Source organism: Salinicola endophyticus, assembly GCF_040536835.1.
In the GTDB taxonomy this organism is placed as follows: Bacteria; Pseudomonadota; Gammaproteobacteria; order Pseudomonadales; family Halomonadaceae; genus Salinicola; species Salinicola endophyticus_A.
The window spans coordinates 1,636,759-1,655,674 of the sequence record NZ_CP159578.1; the positions used below are offsets into that span (position 1 = coordinate 1,636,759).

The 18,916-nt window shown below is 67.1% G+C and carries 19 protein-coding genes and 1 other RNA gene; 14 read left to right on the forward strand and 6 right to left on the reverse strand.

Going from position 1 to position 18,916, the window contains the following annotated elements; all coding sequences use genetic code 11:
- Position 1: 1 nt before the first annotated feature.
- Complete coding sequence (locus tag ABV408_RS07470) at positions 2-1,315, reverse strand: Do family serine endopeptidase (protein ID WP_353981811.1); 1,314 nt, start codon at positions 1,313-1,315, stop codon at positions 2-4.
- A 208-nt stretch (positions 1,316-1,523) separates the two neighbouring features.
- Here ABV408_RS07470 and ABV408_RS07475 point away from each other — a divergent pair, with 208 nt between their 5' ends.
- Positions 1,524-2,297 (forward strand): Nif3-like dinuclear metal center hexameric protein, encoded by a 774-nt coding sequence (locus ABV408_RS07475; protein ID WP_353981812.1) that lies wholly within the window; start codon positions 1,524-1,526, stop codon positions 2,295-2,297.
- 103 nt (positions 2,298-2,400) lie between these two features.
- Here ABV408_RS07475 and ABV408_RS07480 read toward each other — a convergent pair whose 3' ends face one another.
- Positions 2,401-2,850 carry a ZapG family protein gene (locus tag ABV408_RS07480; protein WP_353981813.1) on the reverse strand — a complete coding sequence of 150 codons (450 nt, stop codon included), beginning with the start codon at positions 2,848-2,850 and terminating at the stop codon, positions 2,401-2,403.
- Positions 2,851-3,042: 192 nt separating this feature from the next.
- Here ABV408_RS07480 and zapE point away from each other — a divergent pair, with 192 nt between their 5' ends.
- The 5 genes from zapE (at position 3,043) to ABV408_RS07505 (ending at position 6,708) form a co-directional block, all read left to right on the forward strand.
- Entirely contained in the window at positions 3,043-4,227 is a 1,185-nt protein-coding gene (gene zapE, locus ABV408_RS07485; RefSeq protein ID WP_353981814.1) for a cell division protein ZapE, read from the forward strand.
- Between the two features lie 345 nt (positions 4,228-4,572).
- A complete protein-coding gene (rplM, locus tag ABV408_RS07490; protein ID WP_035473795.1) occupies positions 4,573-5,001 on the forward strand; it encodes a 50S ribosomal protein L13 in 429 nt (142 codons plus the stop codon).
- 12 nt (positions 5,002-5,013) lie between these two features.
- Positions 5,014-5,403 (forward strand): 30S ribosomal protein S9, encoded by a 390-nt coding sequence (gene rpsI, locus ABV408_RS07495; protein ID WP_035473793.1) that lies wholly within the window; start codon positions 5,014-5,016, stop codon positions 5,401-5,403.
- Between the two features lie 169 nt (positions 5,404-5,572).
- Complete coding sequence (gene sspA / locus ABV408_RS07500) at positions 5,573-6,199, forward strand: stringent starvation protein SspA (protein WP_106420484.1); 627 nt, start codon at positions 5,573-5,575, stop codon at positions 6,197-6,199.
- Positions 6,200-6,237: 38 nt separating this feature from the next.
- Positions 6,238-6,708: a ClpXP protease specificity-enhancing factor gene (locus ABV408_RS07505; RefSeq protein WP_353981815.1), complete on the forward strand. Its 471-nt coding sequence runs from the start codon at positions 6,238-6,240 to the stop codon at positions 6,706-6,708.
- Between the two features lie 128 nt (positions 6,709-6,836).
- Here ABV408_RS07505 and ABV408_RS07510 read toward each other — a convergent pair whose 3' ends face one another.
- Genes ABV408_RS07510 through ABV408_RS07525 form a run of 4 tightly spaced genes read right to left on the reverse strand, consistent with a single transcriptional unit; the run spans position 6,837 to position 10,262 of the window.
- Positions 6,837-7,391, reverse strand: coding sequence for a BON domain-containing protein (locus tag ABV408_RS07510; RefSeq protein WP_353981816.1), 555 nt, complete (start codon positions 7,389-7,391; stop codon positions 6,837-6,839).
- A gap of 5 nt (positions 7,392-7,396) precedes the next feature.
- Complete coding sequence (locus ABV408_RS07515; RefSeq protein WP_035473784.1) at positions 7,397-7,990, reverse strand: phosphoheptose isomerase; 594 nt, start codon at positions 7,988-7,990, stop codon at positions 7,397-7,399.
- An 18-nt stretch (positions 7,991-8,008) separates the two neighbouring features.
- A complete protein-coding gene (locus ABV408_RS07520) occupies positions 8,009-8,377 on the reverse strand; it encodes a YraN family protein (protein ID WP_353981817.1) in 369 nt (122 codons plus the stop codon).
- Complete coding sequence (locus ABV408_RS07525; RefSeq protein WP_353981818.1) at positions 8,361-10,262, reverse strand: penicillin-binding protein activator; 1,902 nt, start codon at positions 10,260-10,262, stop codon at positions 8,361-8,363. The genes ABV408_RS07520 and ABV408_RS07525 overlap by 17 nt, the downstream gene beginning before the upstream one ends.
- Before the next feature lie 278 nt (positions 10,263-10,540).
- On the opposite strand from ABV408_RS07525, the gene rsmI reads away from it, so the two are divergent.
- The 8 genes from rsmI to mraY all read left to right on the forward strand — a co-directional run bounded on the left by rsmI (position 10,541) and on the right by mraY (position 18,916).
- Positions 10,541-11,398, forward strand: coding sequence for a 16S rRNA (cytidine(1402)-2'-O)-methyltransferase (gene rsmI / locus ABV408_RS07530; protein WP_353981819.1), 858 nt, complete (start codon positions 10,541-10,543; stop codon positions 11,396-11,398).
- 106 nt (positions 11,399-11,504) lie between these two features.
- An RNA gene (gene rnpB, locus ABV408_RS07535) (RNase P RNA component class A) lies at positions 11,505-11,854 on the forward strand.
- A 33-nt stretch (positions 11,855-11,887) separates the two neighbouring features.
- Positions 11,888-12,868, forward strand: a complete 981-nt coding sequence (gene rsmH, locus ABV408_RS07540; protein WP_353981820.1) for a 16S rRNA (cytosine(1402)-N(4))-methyltransferase RsmH — start codon at positions 11,888-11,890, stop codon at positions 12,866-12,868.
- Positions 12,869-12,877: 9 nt separating this feature from the next.
- Positions 12,878-13,207, forward strand: a complete 330-nt coding sequence (gene ftsL, locus ABV408_RS07545; protein WP_207037349.1) for a cell division protein FtsL — start codon at positions 12,878-12,880, stop codon at positions 13,205-13,207.
- A complete protein-coding gene (locus tag ABV408_RS07550; protein ID WP_353981821.1) occupies positions 13,204-14,925 on the forward strand; it encodes a penicillin-binding protein 2 in 1,722 nt (573 codons plus the stop codon). The genes ftsL and ABV408_RS07550 overlap by 4 nt, the downstream gene beginning before the upstream one ends.
- Positions 14,922-16,460: a UDP-N-acetylmuramoyl-L-alanyl-D-glutamate--2,6-diaminopimelate ligase gene (locus ABV408_RS07555; RefSeq protein ID WP_353981822.1), complete on the forward strand. Its 1,539-nt coding sequence runs from the start codon at positions 14,922-14,924 to the stop codon at positions 16,458-16,460. Before ABV408_RS07550 ends, ABV408_RS07555 begins: the two co-directional genes overlap by 4 nt.
- Positions 16,457-17,824 (forward strand): UDP-N-acetylmuramoyl-tripeptide--D-alanyl-D-alanine ligase, encoded by a 1,368-nt coding sequence (murF, locus tag ABV408_RS07560; protein ID WP_353981823.1) that lies wholly within the window; start codon positions 16,457-16,459, stop codon positions 17,822-17,824. The genes ABV408_RS07555 and murF overlap by 4 nt, the downstream gene beginning before the upstream one ends.
- Before the next feature lie 9 nt (positions 17,825-17,833).
- Positions 17,834-18,916: a phospho-N-acetylmuramoyl-pentapeptide-transferase gene (gene mraY / locus ABV408_RS07565; protein ID WP_110676267.1), complete on the forward strand. Its 1,083-nt coding sequence runs from the start codon at positions 17,834-17,836 to the stop codon at positions 18,914-18,916.

Genomic DNA, 18,916 nt, shown 5'->3' on the forward strand with positions numbered 1-18,916 from the left:
GTCAGCTGGCGTCGGACGTCGACGCGCTGTCATTGGGGGCGTCTGAGCGCTCTGATGGCGACTTTTGCGTGCCGCTGTCTGGCGCAGGAGTGCCGTCGGTATCGCCTTTGGGGTCTTCGGCGCTGGGTTCGGGGCGCTCGCCCACGGTGAGCGTCACCTCGCGCTTCTCGCCGTTGCGCAGAATGGTGATCGGCAGCTGAGTGCCAGGGGTGATCTCGGCGATATCGACCATGGTCTCGCGCGGGTCGAGAATCGGCTTGCCGCGAACCGCCAGCAGGATATCTCCCGGCTCGAGTCCGGCCTTGGCTCCCGGGCCGCCGGCCACCACGTTGGCGATGATCACGCCGCTCAGGGTCTTGAGCCCGAAGGAGGCGGCCAGGTCGGGGGTCATCTGCTGGGCGTCGATGCCCAGCCAGCCGCGGATCACTCGGCCCTGGGTGACGATGTCGTCGAGGATGCTGCGGGCCAGGTTGGTGGGGATGGCGAAGCCGATGCCCTGCGAGCCGCCGGAGCGCGAGAAGATCGCGGTATTGATGCCGACCAGCGAGCCGTTGGCATTGACCAGGGCGCCACCGGAGTTGCCGGGGTTGATCGCGGCGTCGGTCTGGATGAAGTCCTCGTAGGCGTTGAGCCCGATATGGTCGCGCCCGGTGGCACTGATGATCCCCATGGTCACGGTCTGGCCGACCCCGAACGGGTTGCCGATCGCCAGCGCCACGTCGCCGATAGCGACGTTTTCGGAGTTGCTGAGCTTGATCACCGGCAGGTCTTTAAGATCGATCCTGAGCACTGCGAGATCGCTTTCCGGGTCGGTACCGATCACCTTGGCGATCGCCTCGCGACCGTCGCGCAGCGCGACCTGGATCTCGTCGGCGTCGTTGACCACATGATTGTTGGTAAGGATATAGCCATCCTTGCTGACGATGACGCCGGAACCGAGACTCGACAGCATGCGCTGGCGCTGGGGCAGGTTCTTGCCGTAGAACTGGCGGAAGAAGGGGTCGGACATCAGCGGGTGCTGGCTGGTGTCGATGATCTTCGAGGAGTAGACGTTGACCACGGCCGGAGCAGCCTGGTTGACAGCCTCGGCGTAGCTTACCGTGGCATTGCCGCGTACCAGCGGCGGTGCCTCCTCGACGCTGGGCGCTGCGCGTTCACCCCCGCTGGGGAGGTGTGCGGTGGTGGTGCGGGCCTGGCTGGGGGTGGCGCGTTCAGCGCCGCCGCCGAGCAGCGACGGAAAGGCGTAGAGCAGCACGATGGCGAGCAGGATGCCGCAGACGGTGGGCCAGAATAGCGCGGCAAAGTGACGGCGCATGCGCGGGGGTCCTTGGGCTGACAGCGGTCACGAGAGGCCGCTGCCGGGGTGTCTGTCCGGGGTGTATGGCGGTCGCGAGCTGCGCGCTGCGGCCTGGCGCCGGATGCCCTGACGGCGCCTGGGAGGCCGTGGGCAAGCGCTGGGGCTCGACGGCGTCGCCCTCGGGTGCGAGTGTAACATTCATCGATGACTTTGCGCGGGAGAGAGCATGATTTCACGAGTAGCCCTTCAGGCGGCGATCGACGCCGAATTGCGTCCTGGGGCATTCAAGGACTATACCGTCAACGGCCTGCAGGTCGAGGGGCGCGAGCGCATCAACCGGGTGATGACCGGGGTGACGGCGTGCCAGGCGCTGCTCGACGCGGCGGTGGCCTGGGAGGCCGATGCGGTGCTGGTGCACCACGGCTATTTCTGGAAGAACGAGCCGGTGGCGGTGACCGGCATGAAGCGCCGCCGCTTCGCCACGCTGCTGGGCCACGACATCAATCTGCTGGCCTACCATCTACCCTTGGATGCTCACCCTGAACTCGGCAACAACGCCTGTCTCGGCCGTCGGCTGGGGCTGGTGGCCGAGCGCTGCCTGGATGGCGACATGGGGCAGGGGCTTTTGTGGTACGGCGCGCCCGACCCTGAAGTCGACGATACTGAGTTGGACAGTCACGCGCTCGCCACCCGTGTCGAGACGGCATTGGGGCGACGACCGCTGCTGATCGAGGGGCATACGGGGCCGCTCGAGCGCATCGCCTGGTGCACCGGTGGTGCTCAGGACATGTTGCCGCTGGCCGCCGAGGCCGGGGCGCAGGCGTTCATCTCCGGGGAGATCTCAGAGCGCACCACCCATCTGGCGCGGGAGCTGGGGATCACCTATCTGGCGGCAGGGCATCATGCTACCGAGCGTGACGGCATCGAGGCGCTGGGCGAGTGGCTGGCGGCGCGGTTCGGGATCGAGCACCGTTTCGTGGACATCGACAATCCCGCTTGAGGACGGTCATCTCCCTATCAGGAGCGAGTGCGGGTGTAGCGGAAGGGGCAGTTGGCGCGGTATGCCGCCGGGCGCAGTGCCGGCGGCAGAAGTCTCCGCGCAATCAGTAGCGCGGCGGCTGGTTGACGTTTTCCTCTTCGTCACGCTTCTTGCGCACGCCGTAGTCCTCGGAGAGGGTGCCGCGGTTGCCGTCGGCGTAGTCCCGCGGAACCTGAGGCACGTCGATATTGGCGTCCTCTTCCTCGTTCTGGCCATGCAACCGGCGCTTGAGCTGGAGATCGTCGACCAGGCGATCGGCGCCGTGTACCAGGTGGCTTTCGAGCTCCTGGCTCTGACGCTGGATGCTGGAGGCGAGATCGGCGACCTTGGCGAAGTGGTCGTTGAGTGAGTCGCGGACCTGGTTGAGCTCGAGCTCGGTTTCGGCCAGACGTTGGCGCACCTTCTGATTGCGCGCCACGTTGGCGTTGAGCAGATGGTAGCAAAGGGCGCCGATACCGATGCCCGCAAGGAAGCAGGCGATGGCCAGGATCCAATCGATATTGCTTTCGTTCACTATGCGCTCCTTTGACGTCGTGCCCGGTCTCGGCGTGACCGGCACGACCATGCTTGAGATCGTTGCAAGTCCATTATATCGATCGGTTCGGTGATCGGGTCAAACCTCGCGTGTGGGGATGACGCTGTCAAGACTTTCGTCGAGCGCTATAATCCCCCGCCACCCGTTCCTGCATGAGGCCATCGATCCGCCATGACTGCTCCCCGCTCCGCGACGTCCGCTGCCAATGCCCAGACGCCGATCGCGCGTTACCGCGCCGATCTCGAGCGCGACGACTTCAGCTACGACGCGGCGCAGGAAAATGCCGTCAAGCATCTGCAGCGCCTCTACGACGATCTGCTGCGGGTACCGGCCCCCAAACCCTCCGCGACGGTTATCGGCGGCGAGTCCGCGCTGTCCAAGGTCGCCGGGCTGTTCGGCAAGCGCAAGGCGGCCGCTCCCGAGGCGCCGGCCAAGCCGGCGGTCATGGGGCTCTACTTCTGGGGTGGCGTGGGGCGCGGCAAGACCTATCTGGTCGACGTGTTCTTCGAGTCGTTGCCGTTCGAGCGCAAGATGCGCACCCATTTCAACCGCTTCATGCAGCGTGTCCACCGCGAGCTCGATGCGCACAAGGGGGAGAAGAACCCGCTGACCCAGATCGCCGCGCAGTTCGCACGCGAGGCGCGGGTGATCTGCTTCGACGAGTTCTACGTCAAGGACATCACCGACGCCATGATTCTGGGCAACCTGATGGAGGCGCTGTTCGCCCAGGGCGTGGTACTGGTGGCGACCTCCAATATCGTGCCCGACGACCTCTACAAGGATGGCCTGCAGCGTTCCCGCTTCCTGCCGGCGATCGATCTGCTCAAGCGCAATTGCGAGGTGGTCAACGTCGATTCCGGGGTCGACTACCGTCTGCGCGCGCTGGAGCAGGTAGAGATCTTTCACTCGCCGCTGGACGCCGAAGCCGAGCGCTCGCTGGCCAAGAGCTTCCGTTCGGTCGCCGGCAGCGAAGGACGCGAGAACGCCAAGCTCACCGTCAACCATCGCGAGCTGATCGCGCGCCGGCTGTGCGAAGGGGTGGTGTGGTTCGACTTCAAGATGATCTGCGACGGGCCGCGCAGCCAGAATGACTACATCGAGCTGTCGCGGGAGTATCACACGGTGCTGGTTTCCAACGTGCCGCGCATGGGCGCGGGTAGCGACGATCAGGCGCGGCGCTTCATCAGCATGGTCGACGAGTTCTACGATCGCGCGGTGAAACTGCTGCTCTCGGCCGAGACCGAGGTCGAGTCGCTCTATACCGGCGGCAACCTCAGCTTCGAGTTCGAGCGCACGCTGTCGCGGCTGCAGGAGATGCAGTCGCGGGACTATCTGGCGCTGGCGCACAAGCCCTGAGAGGGATGTTTACAAAATGCCTGCGCTCGACGATACGGCGTTGAAATCGGTCTCAAAATACTCATTTAGCCCTTGTAAACTGGAGCGCCAGCCCGGTCCCTTTTTCGACCGATTTCGCCTTGTCTCTTCTTCGCTCGTCGAATTTGTAAACACCCTCTGACGAGTAGGGAATGACGGGGTGGCGGGAGACAGGCTCGTCTACCTCTTTCGCCGCCCGGAGGGCTCGTGTACAATGCGCGCTCTTCGATCCGTTGCCGCTTCCCCGGAAGCGGCAACCCAAGAAAAATAGGGATGGTCGAGAAGCCTGGCTTCGAGACCCAAATACGCTTATTTGGTGAAACACTCATGAAGACGTTCAGTGCCAAGCCGCAAACCGTGCAGCGCGACTGGTATGTCGTCGATGCATCGGGCAAGACGCTCGGTCGTCTGGCGACGGAGATCGCCCGCCGCCTGCGTGGCAAACACAAGCCGGAATACACCCCGCACGTCGACACCGGCGATTACATCGTCGTGGTCAACGCCGAGAAGGTGCACGTCACCGGCAACAAGGCGCAAGCCAAGAATTACTACCGTCATACCGGTTACCCGGGCGGCCTGCGCTCCATGTCGTTCGAGAAGCTGATCGACCACGCCCCCGAGCGTGTGATCGAGAGCGCCGTCAAGGGCATGCTGCCCAAGGGCCCGCTGGGTCGTGCCATGTACGCCAAGCTCAAGGTGTACGCCGGTACCGAACATCCGCACGCCGCGCAGCAGCCGCAAGAACTGAACATCTGAGGGTAGACCGCAATGGCACAACAGTACTACGGCACCGGGCGTCGCAAGACTTCCACCGCTCGTGTGTTCCTCAAGCCGGGCACCGGCAAGATCACCGTCAACAGCCGTGAGCTGGGCGAATATTTCGGCCGCGTCACCGCGCAGATGGTCGTGCGTCAGCCGCTCGAGCTGACCGAGACCACCGGCCAGTTCGACGTCTACATCACCGTCCAGGGTGGCGGCGGTTCGGCCCAGGCCGGCGCCATTCGCCACGGCATCACCCGTGCGCTGATGGACTACAACGAAGAGCTGCGCAAGCCGCTGCGTGCTGCCGGCTACGTGACCCGCGATGCGCGTGAAGTCGAGCGTAAGAAAGTCGGTCTGCGTAAAGCCCGTCGTCGTCCGCAGTTCTCCAAGCGCTGATCCGTTTCGGATCCCACGCGCGCTCGACGCCCGACTCACCATGGTCGGGCGTTTTGCTGTTGGTACCTTTGCTGGCGATGCGGGTGCGCTGGCTGTGCGGTCAGCGAGCCCCCTGGCGGCCTGCCCGCCGTGTTATCATTGACAGCTGAATCAATGCGAGGAATGTTTCATGGGTGTAGTGGCCAAGCGATCGTCGATGACTTTCTACTCCGGCAGCGATGATCACTTCAGTCATCGCGTGAGAATCGTGCTGGCCGAAAAGGGGGTTGCCGTCGATATCCTGGATGTCTCGGCCGACGAGCACAACGCCGAGCTCGCCGATCTCAACCCCTACAACAGCGTGCCCACGCTGCTCGATCGTGACCTGGTGCTCTACGAGTCCAAGGTGATGATGGAGTATCTCGACGAGCGCTTCCCGCATCCGCCGCTGCTGCCGGTCTATCCGGTGGCGCGCGCGCAGAGCCGCCTGTGGATGCACCGCATCGAACGCGAGTGGTGCCCGCTGGTCGAACAGATCCAGCAGGGGCCCAAGAAGGATGCCGAGAAGGCGCGCAAGGAGCTGCGTGAGAGCCTGGCTGGCATTTCGCCGATCTTCGAGGACATGCCCTACTTCATGAGCGAAGAGTTCACCCTGGTCGACTGCTGCATCGCGCCGATTCTGTGGCGTCTGCCGGCGCTGGGCGTGGAGCTGCCGGAGAAGCAGGTCAAGCCGCTGATGAGCTACATGGAGCGCGTGTTCGCGCGCGATGCCTTCAAGGCGTCGCTGTCCGAGTCCGAACGTGAAATGCGCAGCTGAGACCGCCCGCCGGTCAAGCCGCTCGAGAAGGAGGTGACATGCTGACCAGTCGTCCCTATCTGGCGCGAGCCCTGTATGAATGGCTGCTCGACAACGATCAGACGCCCTATATCGTGGTCGACGCCGGCAAGCCTGGCGTGCGCGTGCCGCAGCAGTTCGTGCAGAACGGCCAGATCGTGCTCAATATCGCCCCGGCTGCGGTGCGCGACCTGCAGATCGACAACGCTGCGCTGACCTTCGGTGCCCGCTTCAGCGGCCAACCGATGCAGGTGGTGGTGCCGACCGATGCCTTGATCGCTATCTACGCGCGTGAGAACGGTGTCGGCATGGTGTTCGGGCAGGAGCCGGTGATGCCCGAGTTCTCCGCCGACGAAGAAGCGGAACTGGAAGACGACGGCCGTCCGGCGCTCGAGAGCGTCGAAGAGGCCTCGACCAGTGCCGAAGCGTCTGACGTCGACGAGGGGCCTCGCCCCGAGAAGGGCAAGCCGTCGCTGCGTATCGTCAAGTAGTCGGCTGACGCCATTCCTGCCATCGCGCAGGGACAAAAAACCGCCGCCGAGTCGATCTCGGCGGCGGTTTTTTCATGCTTGCGTGGGTGCAGTCGGCTTCGCGCCGGTCTGACTCGACGCTAGCGGCTTCAGTTGAGGTATTCGAAGACCTTGACGATGCGCTGTACGCCGCCGACGCCCGAGGCGGCGTTGACCACTTCGCCGGCCTGCTTCTGGGTCACCAGGCCCATGAGGTAGACCGTGCCGTTTTCGGTGATCACGCGGATCAGGTTGGCGTCGATATCTTCGTTGGCGACCAGGTTGGCCTTGATGCGCCCGGTGATCCAGGTGTCGGTCATACGCTGGCTGACCGGGGTGTTGGCCGAGACCATCAGCTCGTTGTGGACCTGGCGCACGCTGCGCACCTGCTGGGCGATCTCGCTGGCCTTCTGCTTGAGCTCCTGGCTGGGCACCTGGCCGGTCAGCAGTACGTTGCTGTTGTAGCTGTCGACGTTGATGTGAGCGTCGCCGAAGCGCGCATCGGCCGCCTGCAGGTCATCGAAGATCTTGCTCTGGATGGTGCTGTCCTCGACCTTCGCCCCTGGCGTGCGCTCGGCGTAGTTCTCCTGGGTGTTCTGACTGGCACAGCCGCCCAGGGTGAGCAGGGCGATCACGCATGCGGAGAGAATCAGTGTCTTCTTCATGGGGTTCACTCGTTGCTGCCGAAAAGTTGTTGATCGATCAAGTCGCATAGACAGTGGATGACCAGTAGATGGACTTCCTGGATGCGCGCGGTGGAAGTCGCCGGCACGCGGATCTCGCAATCCTCCTGGCCCAGCAGTGAGGCCATGTCGCCGCCGTCGCGGCCGGTCAGGGCGACCACGCTCATCTCGCGGTCGTGGGCGGCCTGGATCGCCTGCACTACGTTGGCCGAGTTGCCGCTGGTGGAGATGGCGAGCAGGATGTCGCCCGGCTGACCCAGGGCCCGGATCTGCTTGGAGAAGACGTCGTTGTAGCTGTAGTCGTTGGCGATCGAGGTCAGCGTCGAGGTGTCTGTGGTCAGAGCCAGGGCCGGCAGGCTGGGGCGTTCGCGCTCGAAGCGGTTGAGCAGCTCCGAGGAGAAGTGCTGGCTGTCGCCGGCGCTGCCGCCGTTGCCGCAGGCCAGAATCTTGCCCTCGCTGACCAGGCACTGGACCATCATCTGGCTGGCGACCTCGATGAAGGGCGGAAGCACCTCGCTGGCGTAGGTCTTGGTGTCGATGCTGGCGTTGAAGTGATCGAGTATGCGTGCTTGAAAGTCCATGGATCGCCTATTGGACGGTTAATATGCGTCGAATGCGGCACGAATCCAGTCGAATTCGAGATCGGGCTGGCTGCCGGTGACGCCGACGACGTCGAAGCGGCACGGACATGATAGCCGCTGTGCCTGGAGATAAAAACGCGCCGCGCGGACGAGGCGGCGCTGCTTGGCGGCGGTGATCGTCTCCAGCGGGTGGCCGTAGTCGGACCGCCGGCGGTGGCGCACTTCGACGAACACCAGGGTGTCGCCGTCGCGCATCACCAGGTCGATCTCGCCGCCCTTGGCGTGCTGGTTGCTGGCCACCAGCGTGAGGCCGCGAGTGGTCAACCAGCGGGCGGCGGCTTGTTCCATCGCCTGCCCGCGGGCGCGGGCGTCAGTCTGCCGCGGCATCGCTTGTGTTGCCCGCGGCCGGGCCGAGCGGGTCGCCGGGAATATCGCCGCCGGCGGCGGTCGCGCTGCTGGCGTTCGGTGTGCTGCCGCTGGTGCCGGCGTCGCTCGGCGTCTGCTGGCCGCCATCGCCCAGGGTCGCACCGGGGGAGGCGAGCAGCGGCTGAGGGACGCCGGCCTGGAACACGGCCCAGGGCAGGGTGCGCTGGATGCGCCCGTCGTCACGCGCCTGCAGGTTGCCTGTGGCGCCGTACACCTGGGTGCTGGGCAGGGCTTGCAGCAGCGGCAGCCGACGCGCCAGTTCCAGCGCGTCCACGCCCATGGCGTTGAGCTTGAGCAGGCCGGGGTCGTCCTGGGTCGCCAGCTGGCGGTAGGTGGTGGCGTAGGGCAGGGCGTCGACCCCGCCGGCGGCGGCGTCGGGGATCATCCAAGGCAGATCGACGAACTGAACGTCGTTGAGATCGTGGTCGGCGCGCGGCTGCGGCGTGCCTTCGTAGATCTGCGAGGTGGCATACACCGGCAGCTTGCTGGCGTAGTAGAAGTCGAGCGTCGGCGGCACCTGGCGGGCGTAGCTGGGCAGGGCGAGCAGGAACAGCATGTCCGGTTTCGACGGGCCTTTCTTGAGCATCTGGCTGACGGCCTGGGTAACCGAGCCCGAGGGGGGGTAGCTGACCACCGAGGCGATCTCGCCGCCGTCGCGCTGCCAGCGGTCGCGGAACGCCGCCAGTACCCGTGAGCCCCACTCGTTGTCGGGGACCATGATGCCGGCACGGCGGTGGCCGTCGAGATAGGCGCGCTGGGCCACCTGGCGTGCTTCGTCCTCGGCGGAGAGGCCATACTGGAACAGCCCGGAAGCCTGGTTGCGCGCGTGCTCGCCGTAGTTCAGGGCCAGGGTCGGCAGCGGCACGCTGGCGTGTGTCTCCAGCTGATTGACCGTGTCCTTGCTCAGTGGCCCGATCACCGCCTGGGCGCCGTCGAGGGTGGCCTGGGCATAGAGCGCATCGATGTCCTGCTGGCTCGAATCGATGAAGGTGAGCGCGGGCACCTTCTCGCCCTGGGCGCGGGCGTCGTCGAGGCGCGCCTGCATGCCCTGGCGGATCGCCTTGGCGACATTGGCCAGGGGGCCGCTCTCGGGCAGCAACACGGCGACGCGGTCGATATCGCGACCCTCGACCTGGTGCAGGGCGCTGAGCTCCTGCGGCAGGCGGCGATTGGCCGGGTGGTCGGGATAGCGGCTGCGCCACTGGTCGAGACGGTCGAACAGGCCTGCGACATCGCCGCTGGCGCTGCGGTAGAGGCGCGCCAGGTCCACCCAGCCCTGGGTGATAGTGTCGTTGCTGCTGGCGGCGAGTTTGTCGAGACCGGCCGGGCTCAGGCGTGACAACGGTTTCCAGATCTCGTCGTTGAGCTCATACGGGGCGTTGTCGCGCTGCAGGCCGATGAGCAGGTCGGCGGCGGCCTCGGGTTCGCCGATCATGTCCAGCGCGATGCCGCGGCGATAGCGCAGCGTCTGGGCGTCGGCGCTGGGGATAGCGATGCCGCTGTCGAGGATGTCGGTGGCGCGGACCACGCTCCAGCCATCCTTCTCGGCAAGGCCGGCGTCCGACATCACCAGCGCCCAGCGCACGCGCAGGGCGGGGTCGAGCTGGGCGCCGTCGACCTGGCTCACGATCTGCAGCGCCTGCCGGGTATCCCCCTGGCGTGCTAGAATCTCCGCCGCCTGGAGGCGCGTGGTCGCGGCCTGCTGGCCGCTCTGGCTGCGGGCCTGGTCGAGCAGTGTCTGGGCGTCGGGCCCGCTGCTGCCCGGCATCATGCCGGGTCCGGCGCAGCCGGCCAGGATCAAGGCTGCCATCGCCGGCAGGAGAAGTCGCCGCAGGGCGTAACGCATAGTGTCTGTCCCTTTTCCGTATCTGAGAGGCCGTGCGCTGTCGCGCCCCATTGGCGGTGACGGCGGCCGGTCTCGGTTCCCTCGTTCCGCTGGTGACTGCCGGCCAGCGGTGGCGGCCGTCGGAACGACTCCCTGAACTCTCGCTGCCGGGCGCTCGCGATGAAGGCGGGGCACCCGCGGCGACAACGTGAGGCGGTGTCGACCCGAGCGACGAGCAGCTCGGGCGCGCGACACCTGGCACAGGATCTTCCCCATGCACCCAACCCGGATGTTACCGAATGAGCGAGACAAATGAAGGCGTATTGTACGTGGTCGCCACGCCGATTGGGAATCTCGAGGACTTGAGCGCCCGCGCCGCGCGGGTGCTGGGCGAGGTCGACCGGATCGCCGCCGAGGATACCCGGCACACTCAGCGCCTGCTGCGCCATCTGGGGATCGAGCGCCCACTGGTCTCGCTGCACGAGCACAACGAGGCCGCCCGTGCCGAGTGGCTGCGCGAGCGGCTGGCGGCGGGCGAACGGCTGGCGCTGGTCAGCGATGCTGGTACGCCGCTGATCTCCGATCCGGGGTTCGTGCTGGTGCGCGAGCTGCGCCGCAGTGGGTTCCGGGTGGTGCCGGTGCCCGGTGCCTGCGCGCTGGTGGCGGCCCTCAGCGTGGCCGGGCTGCCCACTGACCGCTTCCTGTTCGAGGGCTTTCTGCCGGCCAAGTCGGCGGCGCGCCGGCGCCAGCTGGAAGCGGATGCCGAGCGCACCGAGACGCGCGTCTTCTATGAGTCACCGCACCGGATTCGCGATCTGCTCGCCGATCTGGAAGCGACGCTGGGCGCGCGTCGGGTGGTGCTGGCGCGGGAGCTGACCAAGACCTTCGAGACACTGCTCGAGGGCACACCCGACGAGCTGCTGGCGCGCATGGCGGCGGACCCGGACCAGACCCGCGGCGAATTCGTGGTCATGGTGGCCGGAGCCGAGCCCGCCGAGCGCGCTGCGGACACCGCCGAGGGCGAGGCGCTGATCGCCGCGATGCTGGCCGAAGGCGTCGGCGTCAAGAGTGCGGCGGCGGTGGCGACGAAAGTGCTCGGTGGGCGTCGCAAGCAGTGGTATCAGCTGGCCCTGGCGCAGCAGTCCGACGCATATTGAGAGACGCTCGGTGCGTCGGCATTCGGCGACAGTCGGGGCGCCTTGAGTCGATGGCTCAAGCCCAGTGTTGAGAGGGGCAGGGGGTGCTGCTATTCTTGCGCGCTTGGGAGTTGGCCAGACAGTCGCCGCCGGTTGATCCGGGGGAGGAAAGTCCGGGCTCCATAGGGCAAGGTGCCAGGTAATGCCTGGGCGGCGCAAGCCGACGGCCAGTGCAGCAGAGAGTAGACCGCCTAAGCCGCTTCGGCGGCCGGTAAGGGTGAAAGGGTGCGGTAAGAGCGCACCGCGCGCCTGGTAACAGTGCGTGGCACGGTAAACCCCACCTGGAGCAAGACCAAATAGGGATCCTTCGGCGCGGCCCGCGCTGGATCCGGGTAGGTTGCTCGAGAGGCATGGCGACGTGCCTCCTAGATGAATGACTGTCCTCGACAGAACCCGGCTTATCGGCCGACTCCCACCTCTTTTCTTCGCCGTTCGAATACCGAGATCCGCATGCTGCACCGCGACAAGGCTCCACAGGCACCCGACGATGGCGCGGCCGGCTCGCCGGACTACCGCCACACCAGTGTGCTGCTCGATGGCGCCGTCGATGCCCTGGTGCGCTCGCCGCACGGCTGCTACCTGGATGGTACCTTCGGGCGCGGCGGCCACTCGCGCGCGATTCTCGAGCGCCTGGCCCCCGAAGGGCGGCTGCTGGCGATCGACCGTGATCCCGCCGCGCTGGCCGCGGCCGCGGCGATCACCGATCCGCGCTTCCAGATCTGCCCCGGGGTCTTCGCCGAGCTGGATCGGCACGCCGCAGACGCAGGGCTGGCCGGCCGGCTCGATGGCGTGCTGCTCGACGTCGGCGTCTCCTCGCCGCAGCTCGACGACCCCGAGCGCGGTTTCAGCTTCCTGCGTGATGGCCCCCTCGACATGCGCATGGACCCCGACTCCGGGGTCGGTGCCGCCGCCTGGATCGCGCACAGCGACGAGCAGGAGATGGCGCGGGTGTTCAAGACCTACGGCGAGGAGCGCTTCGCCAAGCGTATCGCGCGGGCCATCGTCGCGGCGCGTCGCGAGGCCCCGATCGCGCGCACCCAGCAGCTGGCCGAGATCGTCAAGGCCGCGCACCCTGCCTGGGAGAAGGGCAAGCATCCGGCGACCCGGGTGTTCCAGGCGATCCGCATTCATCTCAACGACGAGCTGGGCCAGCTCGAGCGCGCGCTGAGCGCGGCGCTGGAGACCCTCGCCCCGGGCGGACGCCTGGTGGTGATCAGTTTTCACTCGCTCGAGGATCGGCTGGTCAAGCGCTTCATTCGCGATCAATCCCGCGGCGACACCCACTTGCCCCGCGGCATGCCGATACGCGAGGATCAGCTCAACAAGCGGCTCAAGCCGGTGAGCAAGGCACTGCGCCCCGGTGAGCGCGAAGTCGATGGCAATCCCCGTGCGCGCAGCGCGGTGATGCGCATCGCCGAGAAGTTGGCGTAAAGGAGCTCCATGGCCGTTCAAGGAAGACGCAGGCCCCCTCTCTTTGGGGACTGGCCATTCGCCCGCCGTACGGGTACCCGTTCGATCATCCTGATCCTGCTCATCGTCGCTCTCCTCGCCAGCGCGCTGGCGATCATCAGCACGTCCCACCTTACCCGGCTGCAGTACGCCCGGCTGCAGAAGCTCGAAAACCAGCGCGATGCGCTGCAGACCGAGTGGGGCCGCCTGCTGCTGGAGGAGAGCACCTGGTCATCGCCGGCGCGTATCGAGGCGCTCGCCAGCAAGCGCCTGGACATGCGCGTGCCGAGCGTGGGTGACGTCAAGGTCATTACCCCATGAGCGCCACGCGCCGACGCACCGCCACACCCAAGTCGCGTGCCCCCGGCGCGCCGCTGGGGGGCGGGCGCTACTGGTTCATGCTGGGCGTCATTCTGGTTGCGCTCGCCGCGCTGGTGGGGCGGGTGGTCTATCTGCAGGTGATCGACCGCAGCTTCCTGCAGGACCAGGGTGATGCACGGACCCTGCGGGTAGAGTCGATTGGTGCCCACCGCGGCATGATCAGCGATCGCAACGGCGATCCGCTGGCGATCTCGACGCCGGTGGTCACGCTGTGGGCCAACCCGCAGGAGTTGCCCACGGATCCGATCCAGCTCACCCTGCTGGCCCAGGCGCTCAAGCTCGATCCGCAGGAGCTGCGCGATCGCGTCGGCCGCTATGCCCAGAAGGAGTTCATGTATCTGCGGCGTCAGCTCACCCCGGCGCAGGCGCAGCCGGCGATCGACCTGCAGATGTCCGGGGTCTACGCCCGTGACGAGTACAAGCGCTACTACCCGTCGGGCGAGGTGGCGGCGCAGCTGGTCGGGGTGACCAATGTCGACGACCGCGGCCAGGAGGGGCTCGAACTCGCCTACAACCGCTATCTGACCGGCGAGCCGGGCAAGCGTCGCGTGCTGCAGGACCGCAAGGGCCGGCTGGTGCGTGACCTGCACCTGATCAAGGACGCCCGACCCGGCGGTGACCTCAAGCTGTCGATCGACCTGCGTCTGCAGTACATGGCCTACCGCGAGCTGGCGGCCGGGGTGCGTGAGAACGACGCCGACGGCGGCTCGCTGGTGATGCTCGACGCCCACACCGGCGAGGTGCTGGCGATGGCCAACTTGCCCTCCTACAACCCCAACAACCGCTCCGACGTCGACGTGCGCGGGCTGCGCAACCAGGCGATCACCGATGCCATCGAGCCGGGCTCGGTGATGAAGCCGCTGGCGATGTCGGCGGCGCTGGCCTCCGGCGAGTACACCCCGCAGAGTGTCATCGATACCTCGCCGGGCTGGATGGTGGTGGACGGTTACACCATTCGCGACTTCCGCAATTACGGCAAGCTCACGCCGGCGGGCATTTTGCTGCACTCCTCCAACATCGGCATGGCGCATATCGCGCTGTCGCTGCCCAAGGACACCATCTGGAATCGCTATCGCCAGCTCGGTCTGGGGCAGTCGCCGGGCACCGGCTTCCCGGGCGAGAACAGCGGCAGCCTGCCGTCGCTGACCAATCTGCCGCGCAGCGCCCAGGCAGCGATGGCCTACGGCTACGGGATCGCGGTCACGCCGCTGCAGCTGGCCAGCGCCTACACCGCGATCGCCAATGACGGCAAGCGTCTGCATCCCTCGCTGCTCAAGCTCAGCGGCGAGCCGGAGAGCGACCAGGTGATGACTCCCAAGGTGGCGCATGAGCTGCTCGAGATGATGGAGCAGATCGTCAAGCCCAATGCCGGCGGCCATCTGGCAATGGTTCCCGGCTATCAGATCGCGGGCAAGACCGGTACGGTGCGCAAGGTCACGAGCACCGGCTATCAGAAGACCGCCTACCGTGGGCTGTTCGCCGGTATCGCTCCGGCCACCAATCCGCGCATCGTCACCGTGGTGATGATCGACAATCCCAAGAAAGGCGACTATTACGGCGGGCTGGTTGCCGCGCCGGTGTTCAGCCGTGTGGTCGGCAGCGCCCTGCGCCTGCTCGACGTACCGCCGGACCAGCCCGAGGAGGAGACGGCCCCATGACACTCCAAGCCGATGTCCCGCGTCTGATCCAGGCGCTCGCGTCGCTGTGGCCGGAGGCCGACCTGGCGCCGCTGCGCCGACGTCTGGCCGAGGCCGACAGCGTGGCGCTGGCGCTCGACAGCCGCGGGGTGAGCGGCGGTGGCGAGCTGTTCGTCGCGCTGCCCGGGGTGGCATGCGACGGGCGCGAGTTCATTGCCGCGGCGCTTGAGCAGGGCGCGGCGCTGGTGCTGGCCGAGGCCGACGGGCTGGATGCTGCGTGGCGGGACGACGCCCGCGTGCTGGCGCTGCCGGGGCTCACCGAGCGGCAGTCCGAATTCGGCCGCCAGCTGTTCGCGGTGCCCGATAGCCTGACGCTGATCGGTGTCACCGGCACCAACGGCAAGAGTTCGGTCACCCACTATATCGCCACCCTGCTGGAGGCCGTGGGGCGCCCGGCAGCGGTGATCGGCACGCTCGGCTATGGCCGCCCGCAGCGGCTCAAGGCGGCGCGCCAGACCACGCCGGGGCCGCTCGAACTGCAGCAGATGCTGGGCGAGCTCGCCAGCGAGGGGGTCGAGAGCGTGGCCATGGAGGTCTCCTCCCACGCCCTGGCCCAGGAGCGTCTCGGCGATACCCCGATTGCGGTCGCGGTCTTCACCAATCTGAGTCGTGACCATCTCGACTATCACGGCAGCATGGCCGCCTACGCCGCGGCGAAGGCCAAGCTGTTCCGCCGCGAGGGGCTGCGGCTGGCGGTGGTCAACGCCGACGATCCGCTGACGCGGCTGATGCTGGCGGGGCTGGCCCCCGGCGTGCGCGTGCTGGCGACCGGCACGGCCGAGGCGACCACGCTGCGCGTGGCCGGCTGCGAGATGCTGCCGCAGGGGCTCCACGCGGTGGTCGCCTCGCCGGAAGACGAGCACCTGCTCGAACTGCCGCTGATGGGGCGCTTCAATCTCGACAATGCGCTGCTGGCAATGGCCACGCTCTATGGTCTGGGCGTGCCGCTGGCGACGCTGTGGCCGGTGGCACAGTCGCTGTCGCCGGTCCCCGGGCGCATGCAACGGTTGCCACGCGAGCCGGATAGCGAGCTGCCCAGCGTGGTGATCGACTACGCGCATACGCCGGATGCACTGGACAATGCCCTGACCGCCCTGCGTGACCACCTGCCGGCCCAGGCGGACAGCCAGCTGTGGTGCGTGTTCGGCTGCGGCGGCGACCGTGACAGCGGCAAGCGTCCACTGATGGCGGCAGTTGCCGAGCGCCATGCCGACCGCCTGGTGGTGACCGACGACAACCCGCGCAGCGAGAATCCGGCGACCATCCGCGTCGAGATCGTCGCCGGCCTGTCGCCCACGGCGGCAGCCGACGTCTGGGCGATCGATGGTCGTGGCGAGGCGATCCGGCGGGTGATCGCCGAGGCCGGACCCCACGACATCGTGCTGATCGCCGGCAAGGGGCACGAGGATTATCAGGAGATCGCCGGGGTGCGCCATCCGTTCGACGATCTCGAGCAGGCGCGGGCGGCGTGTGCGCTACGGGAGGCCCAGGCGTGAACCTGAGTCTGAACGCCATCGCCGCGCTCCTGGGGGCGCCCGGGGTTGCCCCGGATGGCGCCGCCGATCGCGCGGTCGAACGGATCGTCACCGACACCCGCGAGCTGGCCCCGGGGGACCTGCTGGTGGCGCTCAAGGGCGAGCGCTTCGATGCGCACGACTTCCTTGCCACGGCGCGCGAGCGCGGCGCGGTGGGGGCGGTGGTCGCCCACCCGGTGGCCGACCCACTGGCGCAGATCGTGGTGCCGGATACCCGCCTGGCGCTGGGGTTGCTGGCGCGCGCGCACCGTCTGTCTTGGGCGGGCGAGCTGGTGGCGGTCACCGGCAACAGCGGCAAGACCACGGTCAAGGAGCTGCTCGCGGCGATTCTCTCCCGACGCGCCCCGACCCTGGCCACCCGCGGCAATCTCAACAATGACATCGGCGCGCCGCTGACCCTGCTCGGGCTGCGCGCGAATCATCGCTACGCCGCGGTGGAACTGGGTGCCAACCATCTCGGTGAGATCGCCTGGACCACGGCGCTGGCCCGGCCGCAGGTGGCGATCATCACCAACGTCACCGGCGCGCATGTGGGCGAGTTCGGCGGCATGGGTCAGATCGCCCAGGCCAAGGGCGAGATCCTCGCTGGCCTGGGCAGCGAAGGCGTCGCCGTGCTCGACCGCCAGCAGCACTATTTTCCGGTATGGCGGGCGCTGGCGGGCAGCGCTCGCGTGCTCGACATCGCCATCGACGCCCCGGCCGCCGTCACCGCCCACGATCTGGTCTGTGATGACGCCGGGCGGTATGCTTTCACGCTCTCGCTGCCGGACGCCCCGGCGCTGACGGTAAAGCTGGTGCTGATCGGGCGCCACAACGTACGCAATGCGCTGGTGGCCGCAGCGGCGGCCCACGCGCTGGGTTTTGCGCCGGACGAGATCGTCGCCGGGCTCGTCGCCACCACCGCGCTGAGCGGGCGCATGCAGGTGGTGGCGGGCGTGCGCGGCAGCCGTCTGATCGACGACAGCTACAATGCCAACCCCGGCGCCATGCGCGCCGCGCTGGAGACCCTGGCGACCCTGCCGGCACCGCGCTGGTGCTTCCTCGGCGCGATGGGGGAGATGGGGGCGGCGTCGGCCGCGCTGCACGCCGAGGTGGGACGCACCGCGCGCGATCTCGGTATCGATTGTCTGGGCACGTTCGGGGAACCGGCACGTGCTGCAGCCGAGGCCTTCGGTGACGAAGGCCACCATTTCGACGACTGGGCGGCGCTCGAACGCTTCGCCCGTGATCAGTTGCCTTCCCACGCCAGCGTACTGGTCAAGGGATCGCGCAGTGCCGGCATGGAACGACTCGTGACCGCGCTGCGTGACGACGCCTCAAGGTGAATTGGACTCATGCTGCTTTTTCTGGCTGAACTGCTGACGCATTTTCAAAGTGCCTTCAACGTCTTCGGATATCTTACCCTGCGCATCATCCTGGGGACGCTGACGGCGCTCTTCCTGAGCCTGTGGATGGGGCCGCAGATGATCAAGCGTCTGGTCGAGCGCCAGATCGGTCAGGCGGTACGCGACGACGGCCCGCAGTCGCACCTCTCCAAGGCCGGCACGCCGACCATGGGCGGCGCGCTGATACTGATCTCGATTGCCGTGAGCACCCTGCTGTGGGGCGATCTGACCAACCATTACGTGTGGCTGGTACTGGCGGTCACGCTGGGCTTCGGCGCGATCGGCTGGGTCGATGACTTCCGTAAGGTGGTGGAGAAGAATCCGCGCGGCCTGCCGGCACGCTGGAAGTACTTCTGGCAGTCGGTGATCGGCCTCGGCGCGGCGCTGGTGCTCTACTTCACCGCCGCCAGCCCGGTCGAGATCAGCCTGATCGTGCCGCTGTTCAAGGATGTGGTGATTCCCCTCGGCGGCTTCTTCGTGGTGCTCAGCTATCTGGTCATCGTCGGCAGCTCCAACGCGGTCAACCTGACCGATGGGCTCGATGGCCTGGCGATCATGCCCACCGTGCTGGTGTCGATGGGGCTGGCGGTGTTCGCCTACGCCAGCGGCAATGCGGTGTTCGCCCACTACTTACACATCCCCGAGGTACCCGGCGCCGGCGAACTGGCGGTCTTCTGCGGCACCATCGCCGGGGCCGGGCTCGGCTTTCTGTGGTTCAACACCTATCCGGCACAGGTGTTCATGGGGGACGTCGGCGCGCTGGCGCTGGGAGCCGCGCTGGGCGTGGTCGCGGTGATCGTGCGTCAGGAGATCGTGCTGTTCATCATGGGCGGGGTATTCGTGATGGAGACGGTCTCGGTGATCCTGCAGGTGGGCTCCTACAAGCTGACCGGACGGCGCATCTTCCGTATGGCGCCGCTGCATCACCATTTCGAACTCAAGGGATGGCCCGAACCGCGCGTCATCGTGCGCTTCTGGATCGTCACCGTGATGCTGGTCCTGCTGGGGCTGGCGACACTCAAGCTGCGCTGA

Coding starts and splice junctions, on each gene's coding strand:
- ABV408_RS07470 (WP_353981811.1), bottom strand. CDS start 1,315: ATGCGCCGTCACTTTGCCGCGCTATTCTGGCCCACCGTCTGCGGCATC.
- ABV408_RS07550 (WP_353981821.1), top strand. CDS start 13,204: ATGAGCGCCACGCGCCGACGCACCGCCACACCCAAGTCGCGTGCCCCC.
- sspA (WP_106420484.1), top strand. CDS start 5,573: ATGGGTGTAGTGGCCAAGCGATCGTCGATGACTTTCTACTCCGGCAGC.
- ABV408_RS07515 (WP_035473784.1), bottom strand. CDS start 7,990: ATGGACTTTCAAGCACGCATACTCGATCACTTCAACGCCAGCATCGAC.
- ABV408_RS07555 (WP_353981822.1), top strand. CDS start 14,922: ATGACACTCCAAGCCGATGTCCCGCGTCTGATCCAGGCGCTCGCGTCG.
- rpsI (WP_035473793.1), top strand. CDS start 5,014: ATGGCACAACAGTACTACGGCACCGGGCGTCGCAAGACTTCCACCGCT.
- ABV408_RS07505 (WP_353981815.1), top strand. CDS start 6,238: ATGCTGACCAGTCGTCCCTATCTGGCGCGAGCCCTGTATGAATGGCTG.
- ftsL (WP_207037349.1), top strand. CDS start 12,878: ATGGCCGTTCAAGGAAGACGCAGGCCCCCTCTCTTTGGGGACTGGCCA.
- ABV408_RS07475 (WP_353981812.1), top strand. CDS start 1,524: ATGATTTCACGAGTAGCCCTTCAGGCGGCGATCGACGCCGAATTGCGT.
- mraY (WP_110676267.1), top strand. CDS start 17,834: ATGCTGCTTTTTCTGGCTGAACTGCTGACGCATTTTCAAAGTGCCTTC.
- zapE (WP_353981814.1), top strand. CDS start 3,043: ATGACTGCTCCCCGCTCCGCGACGTCCGCTGCCAATGCCCAGACGCCG.
- rsmI (WP_353981819.1), top strand. CDS start 10,541: ATGAGCGAGACAAATGAAGGCGTATTGTACGTGGTCGCCACGCCGATT.
- rplM (WP_035473795.1), top strand. CDS start 4,573: ATGAAGACGTTCAGTGCCAAGCCGCAAACCGTGCAGCGCGACTGGTAT.
- rsmH (WP_353981820.1), top strand. CDS start 11,888: ATGCTGCACCGCGACAAGGCTCCACAGGCACCCGACGATGGCGCGGCC.
- ABV408_RS07525 (WP_353981818.1), bottom strand. CDS start 10,262: ATGCGTTACGCCCTGCGGCGACTTCTCCTGCCGGCGATGGCAGCCTTG.
- ABV408_RS07510 (WP_353981816.1), bottom strand. CDS start 7,391: ATGAAGAAGACACTGATTCTCTCCGCATGCGTGATCGCCCTGCTCACC.
- ABV408_RS07520 (WP_353981817.1), bottom strand. CDS start 8,377: ATGCCGCGGCAGACTGACGCCCGCGCCCGCGGGCAGGCGATGGAACAA.